The organism is Neobacillus sp. FSL H8-0543 (assembly GCF_038592905.1).
Taxonomy (GTDB): domain Bacteria; phylum Bacillota; class Bacilli; order Bacillales; family Cytobacillaceae; genus Neobacillus.
This window is the reverse complement of sequence record NZ_CP151943.1, coordinates 2,627,735-2,650,000: the sequence shown is the minus strand read 5'-3', so window position 1 is coordinate 2,650,000 and position 22,266 is coordinate 2,627,735. Positions and strand designations below refer to the sequence as shown.

Sequence of the window (22,266 nt, the reverse complement as noted above, 5' to 3'; positions counted from 1 at the left end):
AAGAGAATGTGAAGTCAGCTACCTTCTTTTTATCTGGTTCATGGGCAGAGAGGCATCCGGATATTGTCAACCGCATCGTGAAGGAAGGATATGAAATTGGAATACTTGGTTATGCATATGAGGATTACACAGAACTAGAAGATGTTAAAATCGGAAAAGACATTGCAAAAGCAACTGAAGCATTTAAAAAATTAAATATCAAAGATATTAAACTTTTGCGTGCTCCCACTGGGCATTTCGATGAGAGAACCTTAATAATTGCCGAAAGATATGGCTATACGGTTGTCCATTGGAGTATTGATTCTAAGGATTGGACTAATCCAGGAGTTGTTCAAATTGTGGAGAATGTAAAGAAGGCAAATAAAGGTGATATTATCCTTTTGCATGCATCTGATTCCGCAAAACAAACATCAAAGGCCCTTCCCGAGATTCTCAAAGAAATCAACCAGAAGGGGTTAAAGGTTGTAACTGTTTCAGAAATGATAGCTAACGGTGACGTTAAATCACAGGAAATCAATTAAAAAACCGCCAAATGGCGGTTTTTTCATTTGCTTTTTAAGGCTTTAATTTTGTTATTTGCAGTCTTTGTTTCACTTGAACGACTTGCCCGTCTTCTTCTTTCATTTGCTGACTCTGCATTTAATTTATGAAGGATTAATAATTGATATGCATTACATGCCAATAAAGCAAACATCATAAGGAGAAGCCAACTTTTTTCATTTACACGCAAGACTGGCACCCACTCAATTACAGTTACTACAATCATAACAAAAAGGGCAGGAATGAAAGCCTCTCGGTTTGTTTGTTTTGCTTTGAACCCCGCCACAATAAGACTGATGATTAGCAGTAATGCCGCTAGACCGAAATAAGGCATAACAGATTCTCCTTGTTCGGCAAAGGTCTCATAGCGTAAATAAATAAGGTCGAATAAAACAAATAAAATGAGGACCACTTGAACAGCATTCCATAGTGAAACTGATTTAAATATTCCTAAACCAAAACGGTGAACGGTTAAATAAGCAAAAAAGCCCATTTGGCTAATCACACTAAAAAGGAAGCCCATAAATAATAACCAGATAGTAGTAGATAATATATCGAAGATTTGAAATTCAGTAAAATAAGACTGAAATTCACTCCAGCGTACGATAAATCCTAAAACTGCTGTTGTTACTCCACCCACTAATAGGGTGCGCAGAAACAGTTTGACCCAGATACGACTTGTCACACTTTTATCCTCCAAGTAAATAATAAATATCATAGTAATTGTACCAATCCAAAGTTAAAAAATCTAGATTTTGATAACATAACGAATAATCTTTGTCTTTTTACTTCATCCTAAAATTAAGGATTTTTATGTGAAAGGAGCTTTTAAATGAAGGTTAAGAATATTTTGCTCCTCCTACTCATCATGGTGTTCCTAACTAGCTGCGGTGCTGCTGAATCGGGTAATGGAGGGCAGGTAGATTATGAACAAACGAAGAAGATGGTTGTCGATATTCTAAAAACTGATGAGGGTAAGAAAGCAATTAAAGAGGTCATGACTGGTGACGAAATGAAAGAATCCTTAGTGATGGATCAACAGGTAGTTACAGATACTATCCAACAAACTCTAACTTCAGAAAAGGCAACTGAATTTTGGAAAAAAACCTATAATGATAAAAAGTTTGCGCAAGGCGTGGCAAAACACATGAAATCCGAAAATGAAAAGCTGTTAAAAGATTTGATGAATGACCCTGAGTACAGGAGCATGATGATAGAAGTTTTTAAGGAACCAGAAATACAAAAGGAAATGGCTGATGCGTTAAAAAGTCAAGAATACCGTGAGCATCTACAAAAAGTCATTACTGAGACAATAGACAGTCCTCTTTATAAGGTGAAGATGCAAGAACTGCTTTTAAAAACTGTGGAAGATATGAAAGAAGCAGAAAAAAGTAAGAAAAAAGAATAAGGTTGAGAAACAAAAATACCACTCCCGTTATTGGAAGTGGTATTTTTCCTTCGTATGTTAAGTAACCCCTACTTAATAAGGACACTTGTTATTTTTTTAGCAATTTCGAGGTAAATTTTACCTATCTGATGATCTTCCTGATAAATGGAAGGTGCAAAGTCATCATCATTCCAATCTGGCTGATTAAGCGGAAGGCGCCCAAGAACTTCGGTTTGTAAATCCTCGGCAAGCTTGTCGCCGCCGCCTTGACCAAATACATATTCCTTTTCTCCAGTTAATTTACTTTCGAAATAGGCCATATTTTCAATAACACCAATAATTTCATGATCTGTTTTCAATGCCATTGCACCCGCACGTGCGGCTACAAATGCAGCTGTTGGATGTGGGGTCGTTACAATGATTTCTTTACATGCAGGCAGCATGGTGTGTACATCTAAAGCCACATCTCCCGTGCCTGGCGGCAGATCTAACAATACGTAATCAACGTCTCCCCATTCGACTTCATTGAAGAAACTATTAAGCATCTTGCCTAACATTGGTCCACGCCAAATAATTGGGGAATTATCTTCTACAAAGAAGCCCATGGAAATTACTTTTACACCAAAGCGCTCAACAGGAAGAATTTTTTCGCCCCGAACTACAGGGCGTTCTGTAATTCCCATCATATCAGGAACACTAAAGCCATAAATATCTGCATCAATTAAGCCTACCTTTTTCCCTAATCGAGCTAAGGCAACAGCGAGATTGACGGAAACCGTGGATTTCCCCACTCCCCCCTTACCCGATGCAATCGCAATAAATGTTGTTTTATTAGAGGTAAGCAGATTAGCTTCTTCTGTCTGGCTTACCCCTTGTCTATGTTGTGCTAATACCTCTTCAGGAAGCTCACTGAAACGGATACCAACCGTATTTGCCCCAGCTTCTTTTAATAAGTTTACCACCTGTGTTTGCAGCTGTAATTGTTCAGATGTGCCTGTTTTAGCAATTTGTATTTTTACACTCACATGGTTTTTTTCTTCTTTTATCTTTACTTCCTCAATTGCATTTAATTCCGCTAAAGTTTTATGTAAAAATGGTTCTTTAAGGCCGCCCAATACTTCTAGGACTTTTACTTCTGTTAACATGTAAACAAACACCTCACCTAATGAATTCGTTTCCAACTCTCAGTATACCATAATCCTAATGGGAAACAGTTAATTGAATCACACATTATCCCCATAAACATGCAGAAATACCTTATGGTAAAAAAAAGTGAAGGTGTCACCCGACAGCCTTCATTCGTCTGTTTCTATCAATTCTGCTTCATTCGTAAAGTATCGTTGGATTCCTTGACTAATTGATGCAGCCACCTTCTCCTGGTATGAATCATTTCTTAATTTTTCTCTTTCAGTAGGATTTGAAAGAAAACCAACTTCAACTAAGACACCGGGTTTCTTCGCATGTTTTAAAATATAGACTCGATTGATCGGCTTTGCTTTACGTGTTGTATTTTCTAAATTAACCCGAAGTTCCTCCTGGATGAATTTTGATGCTCGAGCATTTTCTTTAAAATGAGGGGCGTAGAAGGTTTGTGCACCACTCCATCTCGCTGATGGGATGGCGTTAAGGTGAATACTGACGAAGAAATCATTATCATTGTCATTAATCATTTTAAGTCTGTTTTTTAAATCTTCTACCTTCCTCCTGCTGTAGCCTCTAGTATCTGATTCTGCCAGGTCCTTATCCTCGTTGCGTGTCATGATGACAAGGGCTCCTTGCTCCTGTAAATAGTCTCGAACCTTCAGTGAAATATTTAAGGCAATATCCTTTTCAAGTACTTGTTCTGTACCCGCTCCACCATCTGGTCCGCCATGTCCAGGATCAATTAATATAATTTTCCCTGACAACGGAAGATTCCAGTTTCTCCAGGTGTCTTCTTTAGTAAAATCATATTGTAAAATCAGAAATAAAATAAGCAAACCAACAGAAAAACCTATGACCTTTATTCTAGATCTTAACACCCAAATCATTCCTTCCCGCTCGTCCATATTCATTAAACTATATGGGACAAGAGTAAAAAATAGAACAGGAAGAAACGAAAAGCGGAAGCGCCTTCGGAACAAGCATCAGCTCGATGAAGGACATCTCCTTTCGAATAACCGAACAAGATGTCCTTCATAACCTCGATGAAGGACATCTCCGTTCGAATAACCAGGCAAGTTGTCCTTCATAAACTCGATGAAGGACAACTCCGGTCGAATAACTGAGCAAGTTGTCCTTCATAAACTCGATGAAGGACAACTCCGTTCGAATAACTGAGCAAGTTGTCTTTCATAACCTCGATGAAGGACAACTCCTTTCAAATATCCAGGCAAGTTGTCCTTCATAACCTCGATGAAGGACAACTCCGTTCGAATAACCAGGCAAGTTGTCCTTCATAACCTCGATGAAGGACATCTCCGGTCGAATAACTGAGCAAGTTGTCCTTCATAAACTCGATGAAGGACATCTCCGGTCGAATAACTGAGCAAGTTGTCCTTCATAAACTCGATGAAGGACAACTCCGTGTGAAAAGCCGGGCAAGTTGTCCTTCATAACTTCGATGATGGACACCTCCTTTCGAAAAGCTGAGCAAGTTGTCCTTCATAACCTCGATGAAGGACAACTCCGTTCGAATAACCGGGCAAGTTGTCCTTCATAAACTCGATGAAGGACATCTCCCTTCGAATAACCAGGCAAGTTGTCCTTCATAAACTCGATGAAGGACATCTCCGTTCGAATAACCAGGCAAGTTGTCCTTCATAAACTCGATGAAGGACATCTCCGTTCGAATAACCATGTCCTAAAGAAAAAGAGCCATTTCTAAGGTTAAATATTTCTAATGGAGGCGGAGCTTGTGACGCCTTTGCCCTTTGTCAAACCCTTCTCTCCACCAAATATCAATGTATCCCTCACATGAGTAATAAAGCGATTCCGACATTATCCCTTCTTCGCCGTGTCCCCAATAGAGTAAAAAGTTATATAAGGTATCAATTAAATGCTTCTCTTCTTTATAGCAGCGTTTTCTAACATCATCAACGCTCTCTCCATAATAGCCAAATTTACTTAATTTTGCCCCTAATAAATAGGCTTCTAGTGCAACATCATAACAGGCTTCTTCGATTCCCTTATTCATCACAAAACTTGAGGCTATTTTTGTACCACCAAAGTAATGTTGAACTCTTTCTTTTAACATTTTTATCGATAGGTCCTTTAATACAGACCGCTCATATTTAATTTGTTTATCGCGTTTTTTTTCTTTGAAGGTTGTAATCACATTCACTTACTTTTCACCTCTTACGTCTATTCTTCATCCCTTTCAAGTAAGAAATGCAAAGTACTAACCATATTTCCATTGCCAATTTTTATCCTATATTCTTTCCTTAGGACATATTTAAGAGGAAAAACATAAATCAATAAAAATTAGGCCATCATGAGGCGTTCTGGTGACCGTTACTTATGAAAAGATAAAAAAAGACTCCCAACCAATGGTTGGGAGTCTTTGAAATGTAAAGATTAACGTTTTGAGAACTGAGGTGCACGACGAGCGCCTTTAAGTCCGTATTTCTTACGTTCTTTCATACGTGGGTCACGTGTTAATAGACCTGCACGCTTTAATGTTGGACGATATTCTGGATCAACTAAAAGTAATGCGCGAGCAATACCGTGGCGAATTGCGCCAGCTTGACCAGTATAACCACCGCCGCTTACGTTTACAAGAACATCATAGCTGCCTTTTGTTTCAGTAGCAACTAATGGTTGGTTTACAACCATACGTAAAGCTTCAAATGGGATATATTCTTCAATGTCACGTCCGTTAACTATAACTTTACCTGTACCTGGAACTAAGCGCACACGTGCGACAGAGCTCTTACGACGACCAGTACCATAATATTGAACTTGTGCCAAGTTATTTCCCTCCCTCTAAATTATCCGCGAAGTGTGTAAACTTCAGGTTTTTGTGCTTGGTGCGGATGTTCGCTACCAGCATAGACATTTAACTTCTTATAAGTTTGACGACCTAGAGAATTCTTTGGAAGCATGCCTTTAATTGCAAGCTCAAGCATTTTCTCAGGATAGTTCGTACGCATTTCCAAAGCAGTTCTTGTTTTTAAACCACCTGGATGCATAGTGTGACGGTAGTAAATCTTATCATTTAACTTGTTACCAGTTAAGTGAATTTTAGAAGCGTTAATAATAATAACATGATCACCAGTGTCAACATGTGGTGTGAAAGTCGGTTTGTTTTTACCACGTAAAATTGCAGCTACTTCAGAAGCAAGACGACCAAGAGTTTGGCCCTCAGCATCAACGACATACCATTTACGTTCGATATTGTTGGCATTAGCCATAAACGTTGTACGCATGAAATTTCCCTCCTATATTAAATCCATAAAAGATTATTATTTCGTACCTTTTAAGGCACTTTAGCATTCATTCTGTTCCGGGAATGAAGCAAAAGCCCTGGTACGCTCAGTTTTTTTATCATATATTTTCAATCACGATTAAGACTTTCCGGGGCTTTATCGTGGGATTAAAAACACGCACTCTAATATAATAAGTGCTCTTCGTCGATATGTCAAGAAAATGTTACACCAGGTAGGGTTGTTAGTAAACTACTAGTCGTAAAATACCTTCCAAAGGTACAAGCCTTGCGCTGGTGCCGTTATACCAGCAGATTGACGGTCTTTCGATTTTAGAATTTCACGTAATTCCTCAGGATTACGGTTTCCCGAGCCGACTTCTATTAAAGTACCTACCAAAATACGAACCATATTATATAAAAAACCATTGCCAATAAACCGAAAGGTAAGCTGCTCCCCGTTGACTGTAACCTCGATGGTATCAATCGTCCGGACTTTATCCTCCACCCCTGTTCTTGCTGAACAAAAGCTTGAGAAATCATGGGTTCCTAGTAAATATTGGCATGCCTCTTCAATGGCAGATATATTTAATGGATAGGGATAATGATAAGTATAGTTACGCATAAACGGATCCCGTTTTTTAGCAAGAGAGAGTACATACCGGTATTCCTTACCAATAGCATCAAAACGGGAATGAAACGTGTCAGATGCCTTTTCTACAGTTAAGACAGATATATCCTCTGGAAGCATAGAGTTTAATGCCGTTTCCCATCTCTCCGTGGAAATGGCTAAGGGTGAGTCAAAATGAATAACCTGCTCTTTAGCATGTACACCGGCATCTGTTCGTCCAGACCCGGATATTCTCACTTGCTTCCCTTTATGCATTTTTTCTAAAACGCCCTCGAATACACTTTGAATCGTCCGTTTTTTTGGTTGAACCTGATATCCCGAAAAACCAGTACCATCATATGAAATTATACATTTATAGCGCTGCATAGGCTGCTCCATTATGAACGTAATAATAATAATAGTATTGTAATGATTGCTAAGAAAATGATTTGAAGTGAATCAACTAGATGCCAGCTTAATTGACGATACTTCGTTCTGCCTTCTCCGCCTCGATACCCTCTTGCTTCCATCGCAATAGCAAGCTCCTCTGCACGTTTGAATGAGCTTACAAACAGAGGTATAAGTAACGGAATAACAGCCTTAATCCGTTCCTTGAACGGGCCACTGGCAAACTCTACTCCGCGGGCTATCTGTGCTTTCATAATCTTATCCGTTTCCTGCATAAGCGTTGGAATAAACCTTAATGATATTGACATCATTAATGCCATTTCATGAACGGGAAAACGCACCTTTTTTAACGGATGCAACAGCGTTTCTAATCCGTCGGTTATTTCAATTGGTGTTGTCGTTAAAGTTAACAATGATGTCATTAAGATTAAGAAAAGGAATCTCAAGGAAATAAATATCCCTTGTCTTAGTCCCTCCTCATAAATTTTCACAAAACCGAATTCAAAAAGCAAACTTCCTTCTTTTGTAAAAAACAACTGGAGTAATAAAGTAAAAACAACCAGCCATAGAACGGGCTTTAAACCAGCGTATAAAAAGCGGAAAGGAATCCGAGACAAACCTAACATTGAAAAGGTGTAGATGCCAATTATCAAATAGGTTAACAAGTTATTTGCTAAAAAGATAACACAAACAAATAAGAAAATAATCGTCAGCTTGGAACGAGGGTCCATCCGGTGAATGATTGAATTTGCTGGTACATACCTGCCGAAAATCATTTTTTCCATCATTTTCGCTCACCTCTTCTTAAAAGGTCCGAAACTGCAGATGATAACTGGTCAATGGACAGGTATATTTTACCTAATTTAATCCCCATTTTTTCTTCAAGCTTTAGTTGAAAACGAACAACCTCTGGAACATCAAGTCCCATATCGATTAATTCAAAGGAAGAAGAAAAAATCTCCTCTGGCGTGCCTTGTTTCACAACTCTGCCTTGCTGCATTATGACAATTTGATCCGCATACCGGGCAGCGTCCTCCATACTGTGGGTTACCAATATGGTAGATAGCCCTTTTTCCTTATGGAGAGAATAAAACATATCCATAATCTCCTTGCGTCCCCGTGGATCTAATCCAGCCGTAGGCTCGTCCAGTACAAGGATATCGGGTTCCATAGCTAATACACCTGCAATAGCAACACGTCGCATTTGTCCGCCTGACAAGTCAAAGGGTGATTTTTCCAAAAGTTCCTCGTGCAAGCCCACTTGTTTAAGTGCTGCACGTGTCCTACGTTTCGCTTCGTCAACAGTTACACCAAAATTCAACGGGCCAAACATAATATCCTTTTCAACAGTTTCTTCAAACAATTGATGTTCAGGAAACTGAAATACAATTCCAACACTTTGACGGACTTTTTTTAAGTCTTTGTTTTTTTGCTTCGCCTTTATTTCACGTTCCCCAACTACAACCATTCCTTCTGTCGGCTGCAAAAGTCCATTTAAATGCTGTAACACCGTGGACTTTCCTGATCCGGTATGTCCAATAATAGCCATGAAGGTACCCGAAGGAATATCAATTGAAACATCTTCAATTGCAAGTCGTTCAAATGGCGTGTTGGCCTGGTAACGGTACTCTACATTCCTGAGCGAGATGTCCATAGTTCTTTCACCAACTCTTCTTCGGTTAAATAGTACTTTGAAAAGTCAATCCCCTTCTGACGGAAGGCTTTGCTCATTTTAACTGAGAAAGGAATATCCAAGCCTAAATGAATCAATTCATCATCTAGGGAAAAGATTTCTTCCGGGGTACCTTCGCGGTATACCTCTCCTTGATTCATTACAATAATCCGGTCTGCCTTTGCTGCCTCTTCTAAATCATGGGTAATTGATATGACCGTAAGCAATCTTTCCTCTTTTAAAAGCCGTACGGTTTCCAATACATCTTCTCTCCCCCGAGGGTCTAGCATCGATGTCGCTTCATCTAAAATAATAATAGACGGCCTTAAGGCAAGAACACCGGCAATTGCCACTCGCTGCTTTTGTCCGCCTGAAAGATGGTGTGGCTCTTGATCAAGAAACTGATCCATATTCACCTTTTTTAAGGCGTCATTCACTCTAAAGACCATTTCATCTCTAACAATTCCATGATTTTCTAAACCAAAAGCCACATCATCTTGTACGGTCGTGCCAACAAACTGATTATCTGGATTTTGAAAAACCATTCCTAATTGTTTTCGAACATCCCAAATTGAATCTTCCGTAAGCATGATGCCACAAACATTTATTTCTCCCTGTTGTGGAAATTGCAAACCATTTAACAGCTTTGCCATTGTAGACTTGCCTGAACCATTATGACCGACAATAGCCAGCCACTCCCCTTCGTATATGTCAAAGCTAACATTATCAAGGGCAGGACGGTCTTGGGATTCATATTGAAAGGATACATTTTTAAGGGTTACGATTGGCTCATTCAAACTACTATTCCTCCCCCTCATCTCATCTCATCTAATCTTATTAAAAAAAACCTCAGAATGCAAAAAAAGCCTGCACCTCAACCCTTTGCAGAATCACGTTTCTGCAGTAATAAAGGGATTTCTAAAAAGAAATGGGAGGAGGTGCATGAGCTAGACGAGACATAAAAAGGAAATCTATAGACTTGAATAATCAATTCATATCCAGATTATCCCTCCAGGAAAGGATCTTCCAATAGGCCCTAAAATATAGGGATTACGCTCATCATAACACTCTTTTTGGCTTGGGTCGTAAAGCATATATTAAATAGATACGAAAAAAGGGCGAAGGAACAAGTTTTATATTAAACTGTCCAGCGCCCTTGTCTCCTAAGAGTTAAACTAACTCGATAATAACCATTGGTGCTGCGTCACCGCGGCGTGGACCAATTTTCATAATTCGAGTATATCCACCTTGACGCTCTTGGTAACGAGGAGCGATATCAACGAATAATTTTTGTAATGCGCTCTGACCATTTTCAGCATCAGCAACTTCATTACGAACGTAAGAAGCAGCTTGACGGCGTGCATGTAAATCACCGCGTTTGCCTAAAGTAATCATTTTCTCAACAGTACTGCGCAATTCCTTCGCACGAGTTTCTGTTGTTTGAATGCGCTCATTGATAATTAAATCAGTTGTTAAATCACGAAGCATAGCTTTACGCTGTGCGCTTGTGCGTCCTAACTTTCTGTATGCCATGAAGGGTTCCCTCCTTTGTTGAAGTCATTAAATCGGATGAGTTAGCAGGAAGTAAACAACAAGTTAATACGGATTAACTAATCAGTCATCCTTGCGTAAGCCTAATCCAAGCTCTTCTAGTTTCGCCTTCACTTCTTCGAGTGATTTGCGGCCTAAGTTACGTACTTTCATCATATCTTCTTCAGTCTTGTTAGCCAATTCCTGAACAGTATTGATTCCCGCACGCTTTAAGCAATTATATGAACGAACTGATAAATCAAGTTCTTCAATCGTCATCTCAAGAACCTTTTCTTTTTGGTCCTCTTCTTTTTCAATCATGATTTCAGCATTTTGAGCTTCGTCAGTCAGACCCACGAAAATGTTCAAATGCTCGGTCAAAATTTTCGAACCAAGTGCAATCGCTTCTTTTGGTCCAGTACTTCCATCTGTCCAAACATCTAGCGTTAACTTATCAAAATTTGACATTTGACCTACACGAGTGTTTTCTACCTGAAAGGATACACGAGAAACAGGTGTAAAAATAGAATCGATTGGAATCACACCTATAGGTTGATCTTCTCGCTTATTTTGTACAGCAGGAGTATAACCACGCCCGCGTTTCGCCGTCAATCGCATACGAAGATGGCCACTTGCAGAAAGTGTAGCAATATGAAGGTCAGGATTTAAAATTTCAACATCACTATCATGAGTGATATTTCCAGCTTTAACTACCCGTTCACCTTGAACATCAATTTCAAGTGTTTTCTCTTCATCAGAATAGATTTTTAACGCTAATTTTTTAATGTTTAAAATGATGGATGTTACATCCTCTACAACGCCTTCAATTGTTGAGAACTCATGGAGCACCCCATCGACCTGAATCGATGTAACAGCGGCACCTGGGAGTGAAGATAATAGGATACGACGTAAGGAGTTACCCAAAGTGGTACCATATCCACGCTCAAGTGGCTCTACGATGAACTTACCAAACTTGGCATCATCGTTGATCTCAACCGTTTCGATTTTTGGTTTTTCTATTTCAATCATCAAATAACCCTCCTTCAAAACGTCGAAACCCCAATTAGTTTATGCTAATCGAAATTCCCCTATGTTTACGTTCCCGCTTTGTGCACAACAACTGGAATAAGATTTCTGTATAAGAACGAAAATATAGTACATATCCCATTATAGACGAGGGATACAAATTCTATACAGAAAAATTAAACACGGCGGCGTTTTGGTGGACGGCATCCGTTATGAGGAACAGGAGTAACGTCTTTAATTGCTGTTACTTCAAGGCCAGCAGCTTGTAAAGCACGGATAGCAGCTTCACGTCCTGCACCTGGACCTTTAACAGTAACTTCTAAAGTTTTCATACCATGTTCGATGGATGTCTTTGCTGCAGTTTCTGCCGCCATTTGCGCTGCAAACGGAGTAGACTTACGCGAACCTCTAAATCCAAGTGCACCAGCACTTGACCATGATATTGCATTTCCATGAACATCAGTGATTGTTACGATAGTGTTGTTAAATGTTGAGCGGATATGTGCAATACCTGATTCAATATTCTTTTTAACACGACGTTTACGTGTATTAGTTTTACGTGCCATTTAAATAACCTCCTTTGCCGATTACTTCTTCTTGTTCGCTACAGTCTTACGAGGACCTTTGCGTGTACGAGCGTTGTTTTTCGTATTTTGTCCACGAACCGGTAAACCACGACGATGACGTAATCCGCGGTAGCAGCCGATTTCCATTAAACGCTTAATGTTAAGAGAAATTTCACGGCGAAGGTCACCTTCAACTTTTAGTTTGTCGATGATATCACGGATTTTGTTTAATTCGTCTTCTGTTAGATCACGCACTCGAGTACTTTCTGAAACACCAGCTTCAGCTAATACTTTTTGTGCAGTATTTTTACCAATACCATAAATGTAAGTTAAAGATATTACTACACGTTTTTCACGTGGAATATCTACACCAGCAATACGTGCCATAAATGAGCGCACCTCCTTCAAGATTAACCTTGTTTTTGTTTATGTTTAGGGTTTTCACAGATAACCATAACTTTTCCGCGTCTACGGATAACTTTGCACTTTTCGCAGATCGGCTTTACAGATGGTCTTACTTTCATTATCCTAACCTCCTTGGTAGTTCGGAGTGCAAGCAGATTATTTGAAGCGGTAAGTAATTCTTCCGCGTGTTAAGTCATATGGAGAAAGCTCAACAGTAACTTTGTCACCCGGAAGGATTCGAATGAAATGCATTCGGATTTTACCAGAAACATGAGCTAGCACAGTATGACCATTTTCTAATTCTACTTTAAACATTGCGTTCGGCAAAGTTTCTATTACTTTACCTTCAATTTCAATTACATCATCTTTGGCCATTAGACTCGTCTCCCTTCTCTATTTCAGATAGGCGTTCATTATTTGATTGTGCAAAGCAAAAGCTCTCAGTAATTGCACGTTCTGATTCCTTCATACTGTTCTGAACCTTAGAAGAAGCGTAATCAATAAATAACCAACTTAACTAGTATAACATATTGATTAGCATTCGTCCGTTAGAAACAATTAGAAATTGCACAGTTTTGGATTTTGACCGGATTGAACATTGGAAATCACCAAATTTTAAAGTTTGGTTAAAACATCATACCCCGTTTCAGTGATAGCGATCGTATGCTCAAAATGGGCACATCTTCCTCCATCAACCGTCACAACTGTCCAATTATCCGCCAATGTTTTAACATATCGGCTTCCGGCATTCACCATCGGTTCAATTGCCAGAACCATGCCAGGCTTCAGACGCGGACCAATGTTTGGCGGACCAAAATGAGGGATATTGGGTTCCTCATGTAAGTCTTGCCCTACACCGTGTCCTACATACTCGCGTACAATAGAAAAACCATTTGCTTCCACATACTTTTGAATCGCATGGGAGATGTTCGAGAGACGCTCGCCTGGTTTTGCTTCATTGAGACCTTGATAAAGTGATTCCTCTGTTATGTCCAAAAGACGTTGAGAATCCTCATCAATTTTTCCTACACCGTATGTCCATGCAGAATCTCCATGGTAGCCTTTATATTTTGCACCAATATCGATACTGATAATGTCCCCTTCATTTAGGACAACATCACCGGGTATACCATGAACAAGTTCATTGTTCACACTTGTACAGATACTGCCACAGAAACCATTATATCCTTTAAACGAAGGAATTGCATCCTGAGAGAGAATAAACTCCTCAGCTATTTGATCCAATTCATACGTAGTTATACCAGGAATAATGTGCTTCTTTAGTTCAAGGTGCGTGAGCGCAACAATACGTCCAGCCACACGCATGATTTCAACTTGATTCGGGGTTTTACAAAAGATCATTCGTTGCCCCCGAGCAGGTTATTGATGTCAGCAAATACCAAATTGATATCCTGCTGGCCATTAATCGTACGTACATAGCCTTTTGCTTCATAAAATGTAAGCAATGGTTCTTGTTGTTTAATATTTACGTCTAAACGATTTTGAACGGTCTCCGCATTATCATCAGCTCTTTGGTAGAGTTCACCGCCACATTTGTCGCAAGTACCCTCTTTAGCAGGAGGATTAAATACTAAATGATACGTTGAACCACAATCCTTACAAATACGACGACCAGTCAAACGTTCCATTAAAATACTTTTATCCACACTAATATTGATTACATAATCAATCTTTTTACCTAAATCAGATAGTAGTGTTTCTAATGCATCTGCTTGAGGTACCGTTCTAGGAAAACCATCAAGTAAAAAGCCCTTTTCACAGTCCTTTTTACTTAACCGTTCACGAACTATGCCGATTGTAACTTCATCAGGTACAAGATCGCCTTGATCCATGAAGGATTTTGCTTTTAAACCTAGTTCCGTTCCTTCTTTCATCGCTGCACGGAACATATCTCCAGTAGAGATATGAGGGATGCCGTATTTTTCGACGATTTGTTCAGCCTGAGTGCCTTTTCCAGCACCTGGAAGCCCCATTAATACTAAATTCACACGTGTTCCCCCCTCGTGCTTATTATCGGTTTAGGAGACCTAAGTCCCCAAAACCATTTTATTTGATAAAACCTTTATAGTGACGTTTAACTAATTGTGATTCAAGCTGCTTCATCGTATCTAGGGCAACACCCACTACGATTAGTAAGCTAGTTCCACCAATTTGTGCTGATTGCGGCAAATTCGCTATTTCAATAAAGAACATAGGAAGTACAGAAATAACAGCAAGGAAGAGTGCTCCAACAAAAGTTAAACGGTACAATACGCGAGTTAAATATTCTTTTGTACTCTTACCTGGTCTGATACCAGGTATATAGCCACTTTGTTTTTGCAAATTTTCTGCTGCTTGTTCAGGGTTTACCTGAATGAAAGCATAGAAATAAGTAAATGCAATAATTAGTGCGGCATATAGAGTCATCCCAATTGGGTGGGAATAATCAAATACCTTTGTAATCCAGAGCGTTACATCATTCGTTGGAAAAAATGATGCGATGGTTCTAGGAGTTACAATAAAAGAAACAGCGAAAATTACTGGGATAACACCAGCAGCATTAACCTTTAATGGCATATGTGTTGACTGTTGAGCACCAGCATTACGACCGTTAATTGCACGTTGTTTTGCATATTGAATCGGAATTTTCCTTATTGCTTGTTGAATAAAAATAGTTCCAACAACAATTGCAATAACAGCAAGTACAATTAAGACGATAGTTATAATTCGTAGGAATAACTGATCTCCCGCATTTTCAAATTGTTGAACATAGATCTGGTTAACTGTACTTGGAATACTTGCAACAATACCAGCAAAGATGATGATGGAAATACCATTTCCAACACCTTTTTCGGTAATTTGCTCACCAACCCATAATAGAAACGCAGTACCAGCAGTCAAAACAACTGCAATTAGTAAATACGTGCCAATACCTGGGTTTTTAATTAACTGACCACTTGCCATACTATTAAAGCCATAAGACATTCCTAAGGCTTGAATGAAGCCAAGTACAATTGTAAAATAACGGGTAAATTGAGCTAATTTACGACGACCAGCATCACCCTGTTTTGACCATTCCGTAAATTTCGGAACAACATCCATTTGCAACAACTGAATAATAATCGAAGCAGTGATGTACGGCATAATACCCATGGCTAAAATGGAGAAGTTTTGCAACGCCCCACCGCCAAAGGTATTTAAAATACCGAATACACTTAATTTATCTTGTGCTGCGAGTATATCAGCATTTACATTTGGCACAGGAATGAAGGTGCCTAAACGAAATACTACTAACATTATTAGTGTATAAAACACTTTCTTTCTAATATCACCGACGCGCATAAAATTGGAGATTGTCTGGAACATTAGATCACCTCAGCAGTTCCGCCTACAGCTTCAATTGCTTCTTTGGCAGTAGAGGAGAATTTGTGAGCTTTAACTGAAAGTTTTTTCTCTACCTTACCTTTAGCAAGAATTTTAATTCCTGCTCTCTCGTTCTTAACAATACCCGTTTCGATAAGAAGTTCTGGAGTAACTTCTGTACCGTCTTCAAAGCGGTTAAGAACGTCAAGGTTCACGATGGCATATTCTTTACGGTTTATATTTGTAAATCCGCGTTTTGGTAAACGACGGAATAAAGGTGTTTGACCACCCTCAAATCCAAGACGGACACCTCCGCCTGACCGAGCATTTTGACCTTTATGTCCTTTACCAGCAGTTTTACCTTGACCAGAAGCGGTACCGCGTCCTAGACGTTTACGTTCTCTGCGAGAACCTTCTGCAGGTTTTAGTTCATGAAGTTTCATATTGGCACCTCCTTATGAAAGAAAAGAATCCATTATTGTTCTTTAACTGTTACAAGGTGAGCAACTTTTGTAATCATACCGCGAATAGCAGCATTATCTTGGTGCTCAACTGTTTGATTTAATTTACGTAAACCTAAAGCTGTAACTGTTGCGCGTTGGTCTTCAGGACGACCAATTACGCTACGGCTGAGGGTAACTAATAGTTTGTTTGCCATTTGATTTCCCTCCTTATCCTAACAGTTCTTCTACTGATTTTCCACGTAATTTCGCTACGTCTTCAGCACGTTTTAATTGTTTTAGTCCATCAAGTGTTGCACGAACCATGTTGATCGGAGTGTTTGTTCCAAGTGATTTAGAAAGGATATCGCCTACCCCGCCTAATTCAAGTACAGCACGTACTGGTCCACCAGCAATAACTCCTGTACCTTCTGAAGCAGGTTTTAGGAATATTTCACCAGCACCAAAACGTCCAATTACTTGGTGAGGAATAGTTGTTCCAACCATTGCAACTTCGATTAGGTTTTTCTTCGCGTCTTCGATTGCTTTACGAATAGCGTCAGGTACTTCTTGAGCTTTACCAGTACCAAAACCAACATGACCGTTTTTATCACCAACTACTACTAGAGCAGAGAAGCGAAAACGACGACCACCCTTAACAACTTTCGCAACACGGTTAATCGTTACTACGCGCTCTTCTAGTTCAAGTTTGTTTGGATCAATACGACGTATCATTGTGTATGTCCCTCCTTTGTCTATTAAAATTGTAGGCCGTTTTCACGAGCAGCATCAGCTAATGCTTGAATACGTCCGTGATATAGGTAGCCCCCACGGTCAAAAACAACAGAAGAGATACCTTTTTCTACCGCACGTTTAGCGACTAATTCTCCGACTTTTTGTGCAGCTTCCATATTTGTTGTAGATTCAAGATCGAACTCTTTATCTAATGTAGAAGCACTTGTTAAAGTTACTCCACTCATGTCATCGATAAGCTGCGCATAAATATGTTTGTTTGAACGAAACACATTTAGGCGTGGACGAGCTGAAGTACCGCTAAGTTTCGCACGAACACGAGCATGTCTTTTCTTGCGAGTAGCGTTTTTGTCAAGCTTCGTAATCATTTACGTCACTCCTTTCGTTTTACCTATGCGGCATTACTTACCTGTTTTACCTTCTTTACGACGAACAAATTCGCCTTCGTAACGAATTCCTTTACCTTTATACGGCTCAGGAGGACGGACTTGACGGATATTGGCTGCTAATTCACCAACACGTTCTTTATCAATCCCTTTAATTGTAATCTTTGTATTTGTTGGCACTTCAATTTCAAGGCCAGCTTCAGGATTAAATTCAACTGGATGAGAATATCCAACGTTTAATACAAGTTTAGTACCTTGCTTTTGAGCACGGTAACCAACCCCGATTAATTCTAACTTTCTTTCGAAACCTGCAGAAACACCTTCAACCATGTTCGCAAGTACCGCGCGTGTAGTACCGTGTAAAGCGCGGTGTTCCTTCGCATCAGATGGACGAGTAACTGTTACAACGTTCTCTTCAAGAGTAATTCCAATTTCCGGGTCAAAAGAGCGGGTTAATTCGCCTTTAGGTCCTTTAACAGAAACGTTATTTTTAACAATTGTAACGGTAACTCCAGCAGGAATTTCAATAGGTAGTTTTCCTATACGAGACATTTAGTGCACCTCCATTCATTCAAAGACTCGATTACCAAACGTATGCTAGAACTTCTCCGCCAATTTGGTTTGCACGAGCTTGTTTATCAGTAATAACACCTTGTGAAGTTGAAACTAATGCGATACCAAGACCGTTAAGTACACGTGGTACCTCAGTAGATTTTGCGTAAACTCGAAGTCCAGGCTTGCTTATGCGCTTTAGACCAGTGATAACACGTTCGTTATTTGAACCGTACTTCAAGAAGATACGGATAATACCTTGTTTGTTGTCTTCAATAAACTCGACATCACGAACGAAACCTTCACGCTTTAAAATATCAGCAATTTCTTTTTTCATATTAGAAGCAGGCACTTCTAACTTTTCGTGACGCACCATATTCGCATTACGAATGCGAGTAAGCATATCAGCAATTGGATCTGTCATGACCATTATTTTTACCTCCTTCCCAGACTTGGGTTTTACCAGCTAGCTTTTTTGACACCAGGAATTTGTCCCTTGTATGCTAATTCACGGAAACAAATACGGCAAAGCTTAAATTTACGGTATACTGAGTGCGGACGGCCGCAACGTTCACAGCGTGTGTACTCTTGTACCGGGAATTTAGGCGTGCGTTTTTGTTTCGCAATCATTGACTTTTTAGCCACGTTTTCGCCTCCCTTATTTAGCGATTACTTTTGGAATGGCATTCCAAATTGTGTTAATAGTTCACGTGCTTCTTCATCCGTGTTAGCAGTAGTTACGATAACGATATCCATTCCACGAACCTTGCTTACTTTATCATAATCAATTTCAGGGAAGATTAATTGTTCTTTAACACCCAATGTATAGTTACCACGACCATCGAATGCTTTCTTAGAAATACCACGGAAATCACGTACACGCGGTAAAGAAACAGAAACTAATTTATCTAAGAATTCGTACATACGCTTACCGCGAAGAGTTACTTTTGCACCAATCGGCATACCTTCACGTAGACGGAATCCTGCGATTGATTTCTTAGCGCGAGTTACAACAGGTTTTTGACCAGTGATAGTCGCTAGTTCTTCAACAGCAATATCTAATGCTTTTGCGTTTGATACTGCATCACCCACACCCATGTTGATAACAATTTTATCAAGCTGTGGAACTTGCATTACTGATTTATAGTTGAACTTGCTCATAAGAGCAGGTGTTACTTCTTTAACAAACTTTTCTTTTAGGCGGCTCACTTATTGTACCTCCCTTCTAAAATTTAAACTATTTATCTAAAATTTCACCAGATTTTGCTACACGTACTTTTTTGCCATCAACCGTTTTGTAACCTACACGAGTTGGGTTACCAGACTTAGGGTCGATAGGTAAAACGTTTGATACATGAATTGGCGCCTCATAGGTCATAATTCCACCTTGAGGATTCACTTGTGAAGGTTTCGCATGTTTTTTCACGATGTTTACACCTTCTACTAGTACACGGTTATCCTTCGGATAGGCAGCTAGGATCACACCTGTTTTACCTTTATCCTTACCAGATAAGACCTTGACCTTATCACCTTTTTTCACATGCATCAGTAAGCACCTCCTTAAAGGCAATTGAATTTATATTATAGTACTTCTGGAGCCAAGGATACAATTTTCATAAAGTTGCTATCGCGTAGTTCACGAGCAACAGGTCCGAAAATACGTGTTCCACGTGGGCTCTTATCATCCTTGATAATTACACATGCGTTTTCATCGAAACGAATGTAGGTTCCATCTTGTCGACGTGCACCGCTCTTTGTACGAACAATAACAGCCTTAACAACGTCACCCTTTTTAACAACGCCACCTGGTGTTGCTTGTTTTACTGTACATACGATAACATCACCGATACCAGCAAACTTACGGCCAGAACCACCAAGTACTTTAATAGTAAGTACCTCACGTGCACCAGAGTTATCAGCAACTTTTAAACGTGATTCTTGTTGAATCATGTGTGTAACCTCCCTTCGGAATGATGCTTTATCCGAACAATTAAATAATAACCGCTACTTCCGTAACTTCTACTAAACGGAATCTCTTTGTCGCAGAAAGCGGACGAGTTTCCATGATACGTACGATATCGCCAATTTTTGCTTCATTTTGCTCATCATGAGCTTTAAACTTTTTAGAGTACTTAACGCGTTTACCGTATAATGAATGTGTTTTGTATGTCTCAACTAAAACAGTAATGGTTTTGTCCATTTTGTCAGAAACAACACGTCCAGTGTAAACCTTGCGTTGGTTACGTTCACTCATTGTGTGAACCTCCTCTCAATAATCACTTGTTAACGCTGATTTCTCTCTCACGAATCACTGTTTTCATGCGAGCGATCCCTTTTCGTACTTCACGAATGCGAGCTGTATTTTCAAGTTGACCAGTCGCTAATTGGAAGCGAAGGTTGAAAAGCTCTTCTTTTAATGATTTAACTTTTTGTTCAATTTCAGCAGTGGTAAGGTCTTTGATTTCATTAGCTCTCATTTGATTCACCACCAATTTCTTCACGTTTTACAAACTTACACTTTACAGGAAGTTTGTGCATAGCTAGACGAAGTGCTTCACGTGCAACTTCTTCAGATACTCCAGCGATTTCAAACATAACTTTTCCTGGTTTAACAACAGCTACCCAACCTTCAGGCGCACCTTTACCAGAACCCATCCGCACTTCAAGAGGTTTTGCAGTAAAAGGCTTGTGAGGGAAAATTTTAATCCAAACTTTACCGCCACGTTTCATGTAACGAGTCATTGCAATACGAGCAGCTTCAATTTGACGATTTGTGATCCATGAAGCTTCAGTTGCTTGTAGGCCGAATTCACCAAATGTTACTTCAGTGCCACCTTTAGCTTGACCGCGCATTTTTCCACGGTGTTGACGGCGATATTTAACGCGTTTTGGCAATAACATAATTATTTGCCTCCTTCCGCAGGTTTCTTCTTAGTAGGAAGGACTTCTCCCTTATAGATCCATACTTTTACGCCAAGCTTACCATACGTAGTATCAGCTTCAGCTGTAGCATAGTCGATATCGGCACGAAGTGTGTGAAGTGGAACTGTTCCTTCGCTATAGTGTTCAGCACGTGCAATATCTGCACCGCCTAAACGACCTGATACTTGTGTTTTAATACCTTTCGCTCCTAAACGCATTGCACGTTGGATAACTTGCTTTTGTGCACGACGGAAGGATACACGGTTTTCTAATTGACGAGCAACGTTTTCAGCTACTAATTTCGCATCAAGGTCAGCTCTTTTAATTTCAAGAATGTTGATGTGTACACGTTTGCCAGTTAATTGGTTTAGTGCTTTACGAAGTGCTTCAACTTCTGTTCCGCCTTTACCGATAACCATACCAGGCTTCGCAGTATGAACTGTTACATTCACACGGTTTGCAGCACGTTCGATTTCAACTTTAGATACAGAAGCATCTTTCAAACGCTTCGCAATGTATTCACGAATTTTAAGGTCTTCGTGTAAAAGGGTAGCAAAGTCTTTACCTGCGTACCACTTAGATTCCCAATCTTTGATGATACCGATACGCAAACCGACAGGATTTACTTTTTGACCCACTGATTATCCCTCCTTCTTTTCTGATAGAACGATTGTAATGTGGCTTGTGCGTTTGTTAATTTGGCTAGCACGGCCCATTGCACGAGGACGGAAACGTTTTAAAGTTGGTCCTTCGTCAACAAAAGCTTGAGTAACAACCAAGCTATTGATGTCCATTTCATAATTATGCTCGGCATTTGCCATAGCTGATTTTAGTACTTTCTCAACAATTGGAGAAGCAAACTTAGGTGTAAGATTTAAAATCGCCACCGCTTCACCAACTTGCTTTCCTCGAATTAAATCTACGACTAAACGTGCTTTACGAGGAGCAATACGAACTGTTCTTGCAACAGCTTTAGCTTGCATTTGAATGCCCTCCTCTCTTAACGTCTTGTTTTCTTATCATCATTACCGTGACCCTTGTAAGCACGAGTTGGAGCAAATTCTCCAAGCTTGTGGCCTACCATGTCTTCAGTAACATATACAGGCACATGTTTGCGACCATCATAAACAGCGATTGTGTGGCCTATAAATTGTGGGAAGATCGTAGAACGACGTGACCAAGTTTTAACAACTTGTTTACTTTCAGTTTCATTTAACTTTTCGATCTTAACAATTAAATGATCATCAACAAATGGCCCTTTTTTTAAGCTGCGACCCATGGATGGACCTCCCTTCGTGATTGTG

The 22,266-nt window shown here is 39.7% G+C and carries 37 protein-coding genes (1 of these 37 running past the window's edge); 2 read left to right on the top strand and 35 right to left on the bottom strand.

The features are described 5' to 3' along the window. A protein-coding gene (pdaB, locus tag NSS81_RS13095; RefSeq protein ID WP_342434016.1) for a polysaccharide deacetylase family sporulation protein PdaB crosses the window boundary here: on the top strand, positions 1 to 521 show its 3' portion. It extends 232 nt beyond the left edge of the window; 521 of the gene's 753 nt are visible here — the last part of the coding sequence; its start codon lies off the left edge, out of view; it ends in the stop codon at positions 519 to 521. Between the two features lie 23 nt (positions 522 to 544). Here the strand turns inward: pdaB and NSS81_RS13090 are convergent, their stop codons facing one another. Beyond that, positions 545 to 1,225, bottom strand: a complete 681-nt coding sequence (locus tag NSS81_RS13090; protein WP_342429172.1) for a KinB-signaling pathway activation protein — start codon at positions 1,223 to 1,225, stop codon at positions 545 to 547. A gap of 147 nt (positions 1,226 to 1,372) precedes the next feature. On the opposite strand from NSS81_RS13090, the gene gerD reads away from it, so the two are divergent. Further along, the gene (gene gerD, locus NSS81_RS13085) at positions 1,373 to 1,948 is read left to right on the top strand and encodes a spore germination lipoprotein GerD (RefSeq protein ID WP_342429171.1); all 576 of its coding nucleotides are present in this window, start codon (positions 1,373 to 1,375) and stop codon (positions 1,946 to 1,948) included. 68 nt (positions 1,949 to 2,016) lie between these two features. Here the strand turns inward: gerD and NSS81_RS13080 are convergent, their stop codons facing one another. From NSS81_RS13080 to rpsS, 34 genes are all read right to left on the bottom strand, one after another. Next, positions 2,017 to 3,072 (bottom strand): Mrp/NBP35 family ATP-binding protein, encoded by a 1,056-nt coding sequence (locus tag NSS81_RS13080; protein ID WP_342433892.1) that lies wholly within the window; start codon positions 3,070 to 3,072, stop codon positions 2,017 to 2,019. A gap of 150 nt (positions 3,073 to 3,222) precedes the next feature. After that, on the bottom strand, positions 3,223 to 3,981 hold the full coding sequence (gene cwlD / locus NSS81_RS13075; protein WP_342433891.1) for an N-acetylmuramoyl-L-alanine amidase CwlD: 759 nt from the start codon (positions 3,979 to 3,981) through the stop codon (positions 3,223 to 3,225). 824 nt (positions 3,982 to 4,805) lie between these two features. Then, a complete protein-coding gene (locus tag NSS81_RS13070; protein ID WP_342433890.1) occupies positions 4,806 to 5,249 on the bottom strand; it encodes a YbaK family protein in 444 nt (147 codons plus the stop codon). A gap of 233 nt (positions 5,250 to 5,482) precedes the next feature. Further along, the gene (gene rpsI, locus NSS81_RS13065) at positions 5,483 to 5,875 is read right to left on the bottom strand and encodes a 30S ribosomal protein S9 (protein WP_342433889.1); all 393 of its coding nucleotides are present in this window, start codon (positions 5,873 to 5,875) and stop codon (positions 5,483 to 5,485) included. A gap of 20 nt (positions 5,876 to 5,895) precedes the next feature. Further along, positions 5,896 to 6,333, bottom strand: a complete 438-nt coding sequence (gene rplM / locus NSS81_RS13060; RefSeq protein ID WP_342433888.1) for a 50S ribosomal protein L13 — start codon at positions 6,331 to 6,333, stop codon at positions 5,896 to 5,898. Positions 6,334 to 6,585: 252 nt separating this feature from the next. Continuing rightward, a complete protein-coding gene (truA, locus tag NSS81_RS13055) occupies positions 6,586 to 7,326 on the bottom strand; it encodes a tRNA pseudouridine(38-40) synthase TruA (RefSeq protein ID WP_342433887.1) in 741 nt (246 codons plus the stop codon). A gap of 11 nt (positions 7,327 to 7,337) precedes the next feature. Further along, entirely contained in the window at positions 7,338 to 8,135 is a 798-nt protein-coding gene (locus tag NSS81_RS13050) for an energy-coupling factor transporter transmembrane protein EcfT (protein WP_342433886.1), read from the bottom strand. Beyond that, positions 8,132 to 9,001: an energy-coupling factor ABC transporter ATP-binding protein gene (locus tag NSS81_RS13045; protein ID WP_342433885.1), complete on the bottom strand. Its 870-nt coding sequence runs from the start codon at positions 8,999 to 9,001 to the stop codon at positions 8,132 to 8,134. Before NSS81_RS13045 ends, NSS81_RS13050 begins: the two co-directional genes overlap by 4 nt. Continuing rightward, the gene (locus NSS81_RS13040; RefSeq protein WP_342433884.1) at positions 8,977 to 9,816 is read right to left on the bottom strand and encodes an energy-coupling factor ABC transporter ATP-binding protein; all 840 of its coding nucleotides are present in this window, start codon (positions 9,814 to 9,816) and stop codon (positions 8,977 to 8,979) included. The genes NSS81_RS13045 and NSS81_RS13040 overlap by 25 nt, the downstream gene beginning before the upstream one ends. A gap of 373 nt (positions 9,817 to 10,189) precedes the next feature. Continuing rightward, positions 10,190 to 10,552: a 50S ribosomal protein L17 gene (gene rplQ / locus NSS81_RS13035; RefSeq protein WP_342433883.1), complete on the bottom strand. Its 363-nt coding sequence runs from the start codon at positions 10,550 to 10,552 to the stop codon at positions 10,190 to 10,192. A gap of 81 nt (positions 10,553 to 10,633) precedes the next feature. After that, entirely contained in the window at positions 10,634 to 11,578 is a 945-nt protein-coding gene (locus NSS81_RS13030) for a DNA-directed RNA polymerase subunit alpha (RefSeq protein WP_342433882.1), read from the bottom strand. A 173-nt stretch (positions 11,579 to 11,751) separates the two neighbouring features. Continuing rightward, on the bottom strand, positions 11,752 to 12,141 hold the full coding sequence (gene rpsK, locus NSS81_RS13025; protein WP_024027886.1) for a 30S ribosomal protein S11: 390 nt from the start codon (positions 12,139 to 12,141) through the stop codon (positions 11,752 to 11,754). Positions 12,142 to 12,162: 21 nt separating this feature from the next. Then, positions 12,163 to 12,528: a 30S ribosomal protein S13 gene (gene rpsM, locus NSS81_RS13020; RefSeq protein WP_342433881.1), complete on the bottom strand. Its 366-nt coding sequence runs from the start codon at positions 12,526 to 12,528 to the stop codon at positions 12,163 to 12,165. A gap of 23 nt (positions 12,529 to 12,551) precedes the next feature. After that, on the bottom strand, positions 12,552 to 12,665 hold the full coding sequence (rpmJ, locus tag NSS81_RS13015) for a 50S ribosomal protein L36 (RefSeq protein WP_000868344.1): 114 nt from the start codon (positions 12,663 to 12,665) through the stop codon (positions 12,552 to 12,554). Between the two features lie 37 nt (positions 12,666 to 12,702). Then, complete coding sequence (gene infA, locus NSS81_RS13010; protein ID WP_007085268.1) at positions 12,703 to 12,921, bottom strand: translation initiation factor IF-1; 219 nt, start codon at positions 12,919 to 12,921, stop codon at positions 12,703 to 12,705. Positions 12,922 to 13,161: 240 nt separating this feature from the next. Then, the gene (map, locus tag NSS81_RS13005) at positions 13,162 to 13,908 is read right to left on the bottom strand and encodes a type I methionyl aminopeptidase (protein WP_342433880.1); all 747 of its coding nucleotides are present in this window, start codon (positions 13,906 to 13,908) and stop codon (positions 13,162 to 13,164) included. Then, the gene (locus tag NSS81_RS13000; protein ID WP_342433879.1) at positions 13,905 to 14,555 is read right to left on the bottom strand and encodes an adenylate kinase; all 651 of its coding nucleotides are present in this window, start codon (positions 14,553 to 14,555) and stop codon (positions 13,905 to 13,907) included. The genes map and NSS81_RS13000 overlap by 4 nt, the downstream gene beginning before the upstream one ends. 58 nt (positions 14,556 to 14,613) lie before the next feature. Beyond that, positions 14,614 to 15,912 (bottom strand): preprotein translocase subunit SecY, encoded by a 1,299-nt coding sequence (gene secY / locus NSS81_RS12995; protein ID WP_342433878.1) that lies wholly within the window; start codon positions 15,910 to 15,912, stop codon positions 14,614 to 14,616. Further along, positions 15,912 to 16,352 carry a 50S ribosomal protein L15 gene (rplO, locus tag NSS81_RS12990; protein ID WP_342433877.1) on the bottom strand — a complete coding sequence of 147 codons (441 nt, stop codon included), beginning with the start codon at positions 16,350 to 16,352 and terminating at the stop codon, positions 15,912 to 15,914. The genes secY and rplO overlap by 1 nt, the downstream gene beginning before the upstream one ends. A 32-nt stretch (positions 16,353 to 16,384) precedes the next feature. Continuing rightward, the gene (gene rpmD / locus NSS81_RS12985; protein ID WP_342433876.1) at positions 16,385 to 16,567 is read right to left on the bottom strand and encodes a 50S ribosomal protein L30; all 183 of its coding nucleotides are present in this window, start codon (positions 16,565 to 16,567) and stop codon (positions 16,385 to 16,387) included. A gap of 13 nt (positions 16,568 to 16,580) precedes the next feature. After that, a complete protein-coding gene (gene rpsE, locus NSS81_RS12980) occupies positions 16,581 to 17,081 on the bottom strand; it encodes a 30S ribosomal protein S5 (RefSeq protein WP_342434015.1) in 501 nt (166 codons plus the stop codon). Positions 17,082 to 17,107: 26 nt separating this feature from the next. Further along, complete coding sequence (rplR, locus tag NSS81_RS12975; RefSeq protein ID WP_342433875.1) at positions 17,108 to 17,470, bottom strand: 50S ribosomal protein L18; 363 nt, start codon at positions 17,468 to 17,470, stop codon at positions 17,108 to 17,110. A 33-nt stretch (positions 17,471 to 17,503) separates the two neighbouring features. Beyond that, positions 17,504 to 18,040 carry a 50S ribosomal protein L6 gene (gene rplF / locus NSS81_RS12970; RefSeq protein ID WP_342433874.1) on the bottom strand — a complete coding sequence of 179 codons (537 nt, stop codon included), beginning with the start codon at positions 18,038 to 18,040 and terminating at the stop codon, positions 17,504 to 17,506. A 31-nt stretch (positions 18,041 to 18,071) separates the two neighbouring features. After that, positions 18,072 to 18,470 carry a 30S ribosomal protein S8 gene (rpsH, locus tag NSS81_RS12965; protein ID WP_342433873.1) on the bottom strand — a complete coding sequence of 133 codons (399 nt, stop codon included), beginning with the start codon at positions 18,468 to 18,470 and terminating at the stop codon, positions 18,072 to 18,074. Between the two features lie 29 nt (positions 18,471 to 18,499). Next, a complete protein-coding gene (gene rpsN, locus NSS81_RS12960; protein ID WP_027322645.1) occupies positions 18,500 to 18,685 on the bottom strand; it encodes a 30S ribosomal protein S14 in 186 nt (61 codons plus the stop codon). A 24-nt stretch (positions 18,686 to 18,709) separates the two neighbouring features. Then, a complete protein-coding gene (rplE, locus tag NSS81_RS12955; protein WP_342433872.1) occupies positions 18,710 to 19,249 on the bottom strand; it encodes a 50S ribosomal protein L5 in 540 nt (179 codons plus the stop codon). A gap of 28 nt (positions 19,250 to 19,277) precedes the next feature. Next, positions 19,278 to 19,586: a 50S ribosomal protein L24 gene (gene rplX, locus NSS81_RS12950; RefSeq protein ID WP_342433871.1), complete on the bottom strand. Its 309-nt coding sequence runs from the start codon at positions 19,584 to 19,586 to the stop codon at positions 19,278 to 19,280. A 35-nt stretch (positions 19,587 to 19,621) separates the two neighbouring features. After that, positions 19,622 to 19,990, bottom strand: a complete 369-nt coding sequence (gene rplN / locus NSS81_RS12945; RefSeq protein WP_066072331.1) for a 50S ribosomal protein L14 — start codon at positions 19,988 to 19,990, stop codon at positions 19,622 to 19,624. Between the two features lie 40 nt (positions 19,991 to 20,030). Further along, a complete protein-coding gene (rpsQ, locus tag NSS81_RS12940) occupies positions 20,031 to 20,294 on the bottom strand; it encodes a 30S ribosomal protein S17 (protein WP_342433870.1) in 264 nt (87 codons plus the stop codon). Positions 20,295 to 20,316: 22 nt separating this feature from the next. Then, positions 20,317 to 20,517, bottom strand: coding sequence for a 50S ribosomal protein L29 (gene rpmC, locus NSS81_RS12935; RefSeq protein ID WP_090767636.1), 201 nt, complete (start codon positions 20,515 to 20,517; stop codon positions 20,317 to 20,319). Next, positions 20,507 to 20,941 (bottom strand): 50S ribosomal protein L16, encoded by a 435-nt coding sequence (rplP, locus tag NSS81_RS12930; RefSeq protein ID WP_342433869.1) that lies wholly within the window; start codon positions 20,939 to 20,941, stop codon positions 20,507 to 20,509. Before rplP ends, rpmC begins: the two co-directional genes overlap by 11 nt. A 2-nt stretch (positions 20,942 to 20,943) precedes the next feature. Further along, on the bottom strand, positions 20,944 to 21,600 hold the full coding sequence (rpsC, locus tag NSS81_RS12925; protein ID WP_342433868.1) for a 30S ribosomal protein S3: 657 nt from the start codon (positions 21,598 to 21,600) through the stop codon (positions 20,944 to 20,946). Between the two features lie 3 nt (positions 21,601 to 21,603). Further along, on the bottom strand, positions 21,604 to 21,945 hold the full coding sequence (rplV, locus tag NSS81_RS12920; protein ID WP_342433867.1) for a 50S ribosomal protein L22: 342 nt from the start codon (positions 21,943 to 21,945) through the stop codon (positions 21,604 to 21,606). A 17-nt stretch (positions 21,946 to 21,962) separates the two neighbouring features. Continuing rightward, a complete protein-coding gene (rpsS, locus tag NSS81_RS12915; RefSeq protein WP_090767623.1) occupies positions 21,963 to 22,241 on the bottom strand; it encodes a 30S ribosomal protein S19 in 279 nt (92 codons plus the stop codon). Positions 22,242 to 22,266 lie beyond the last annotated feature (25 nt).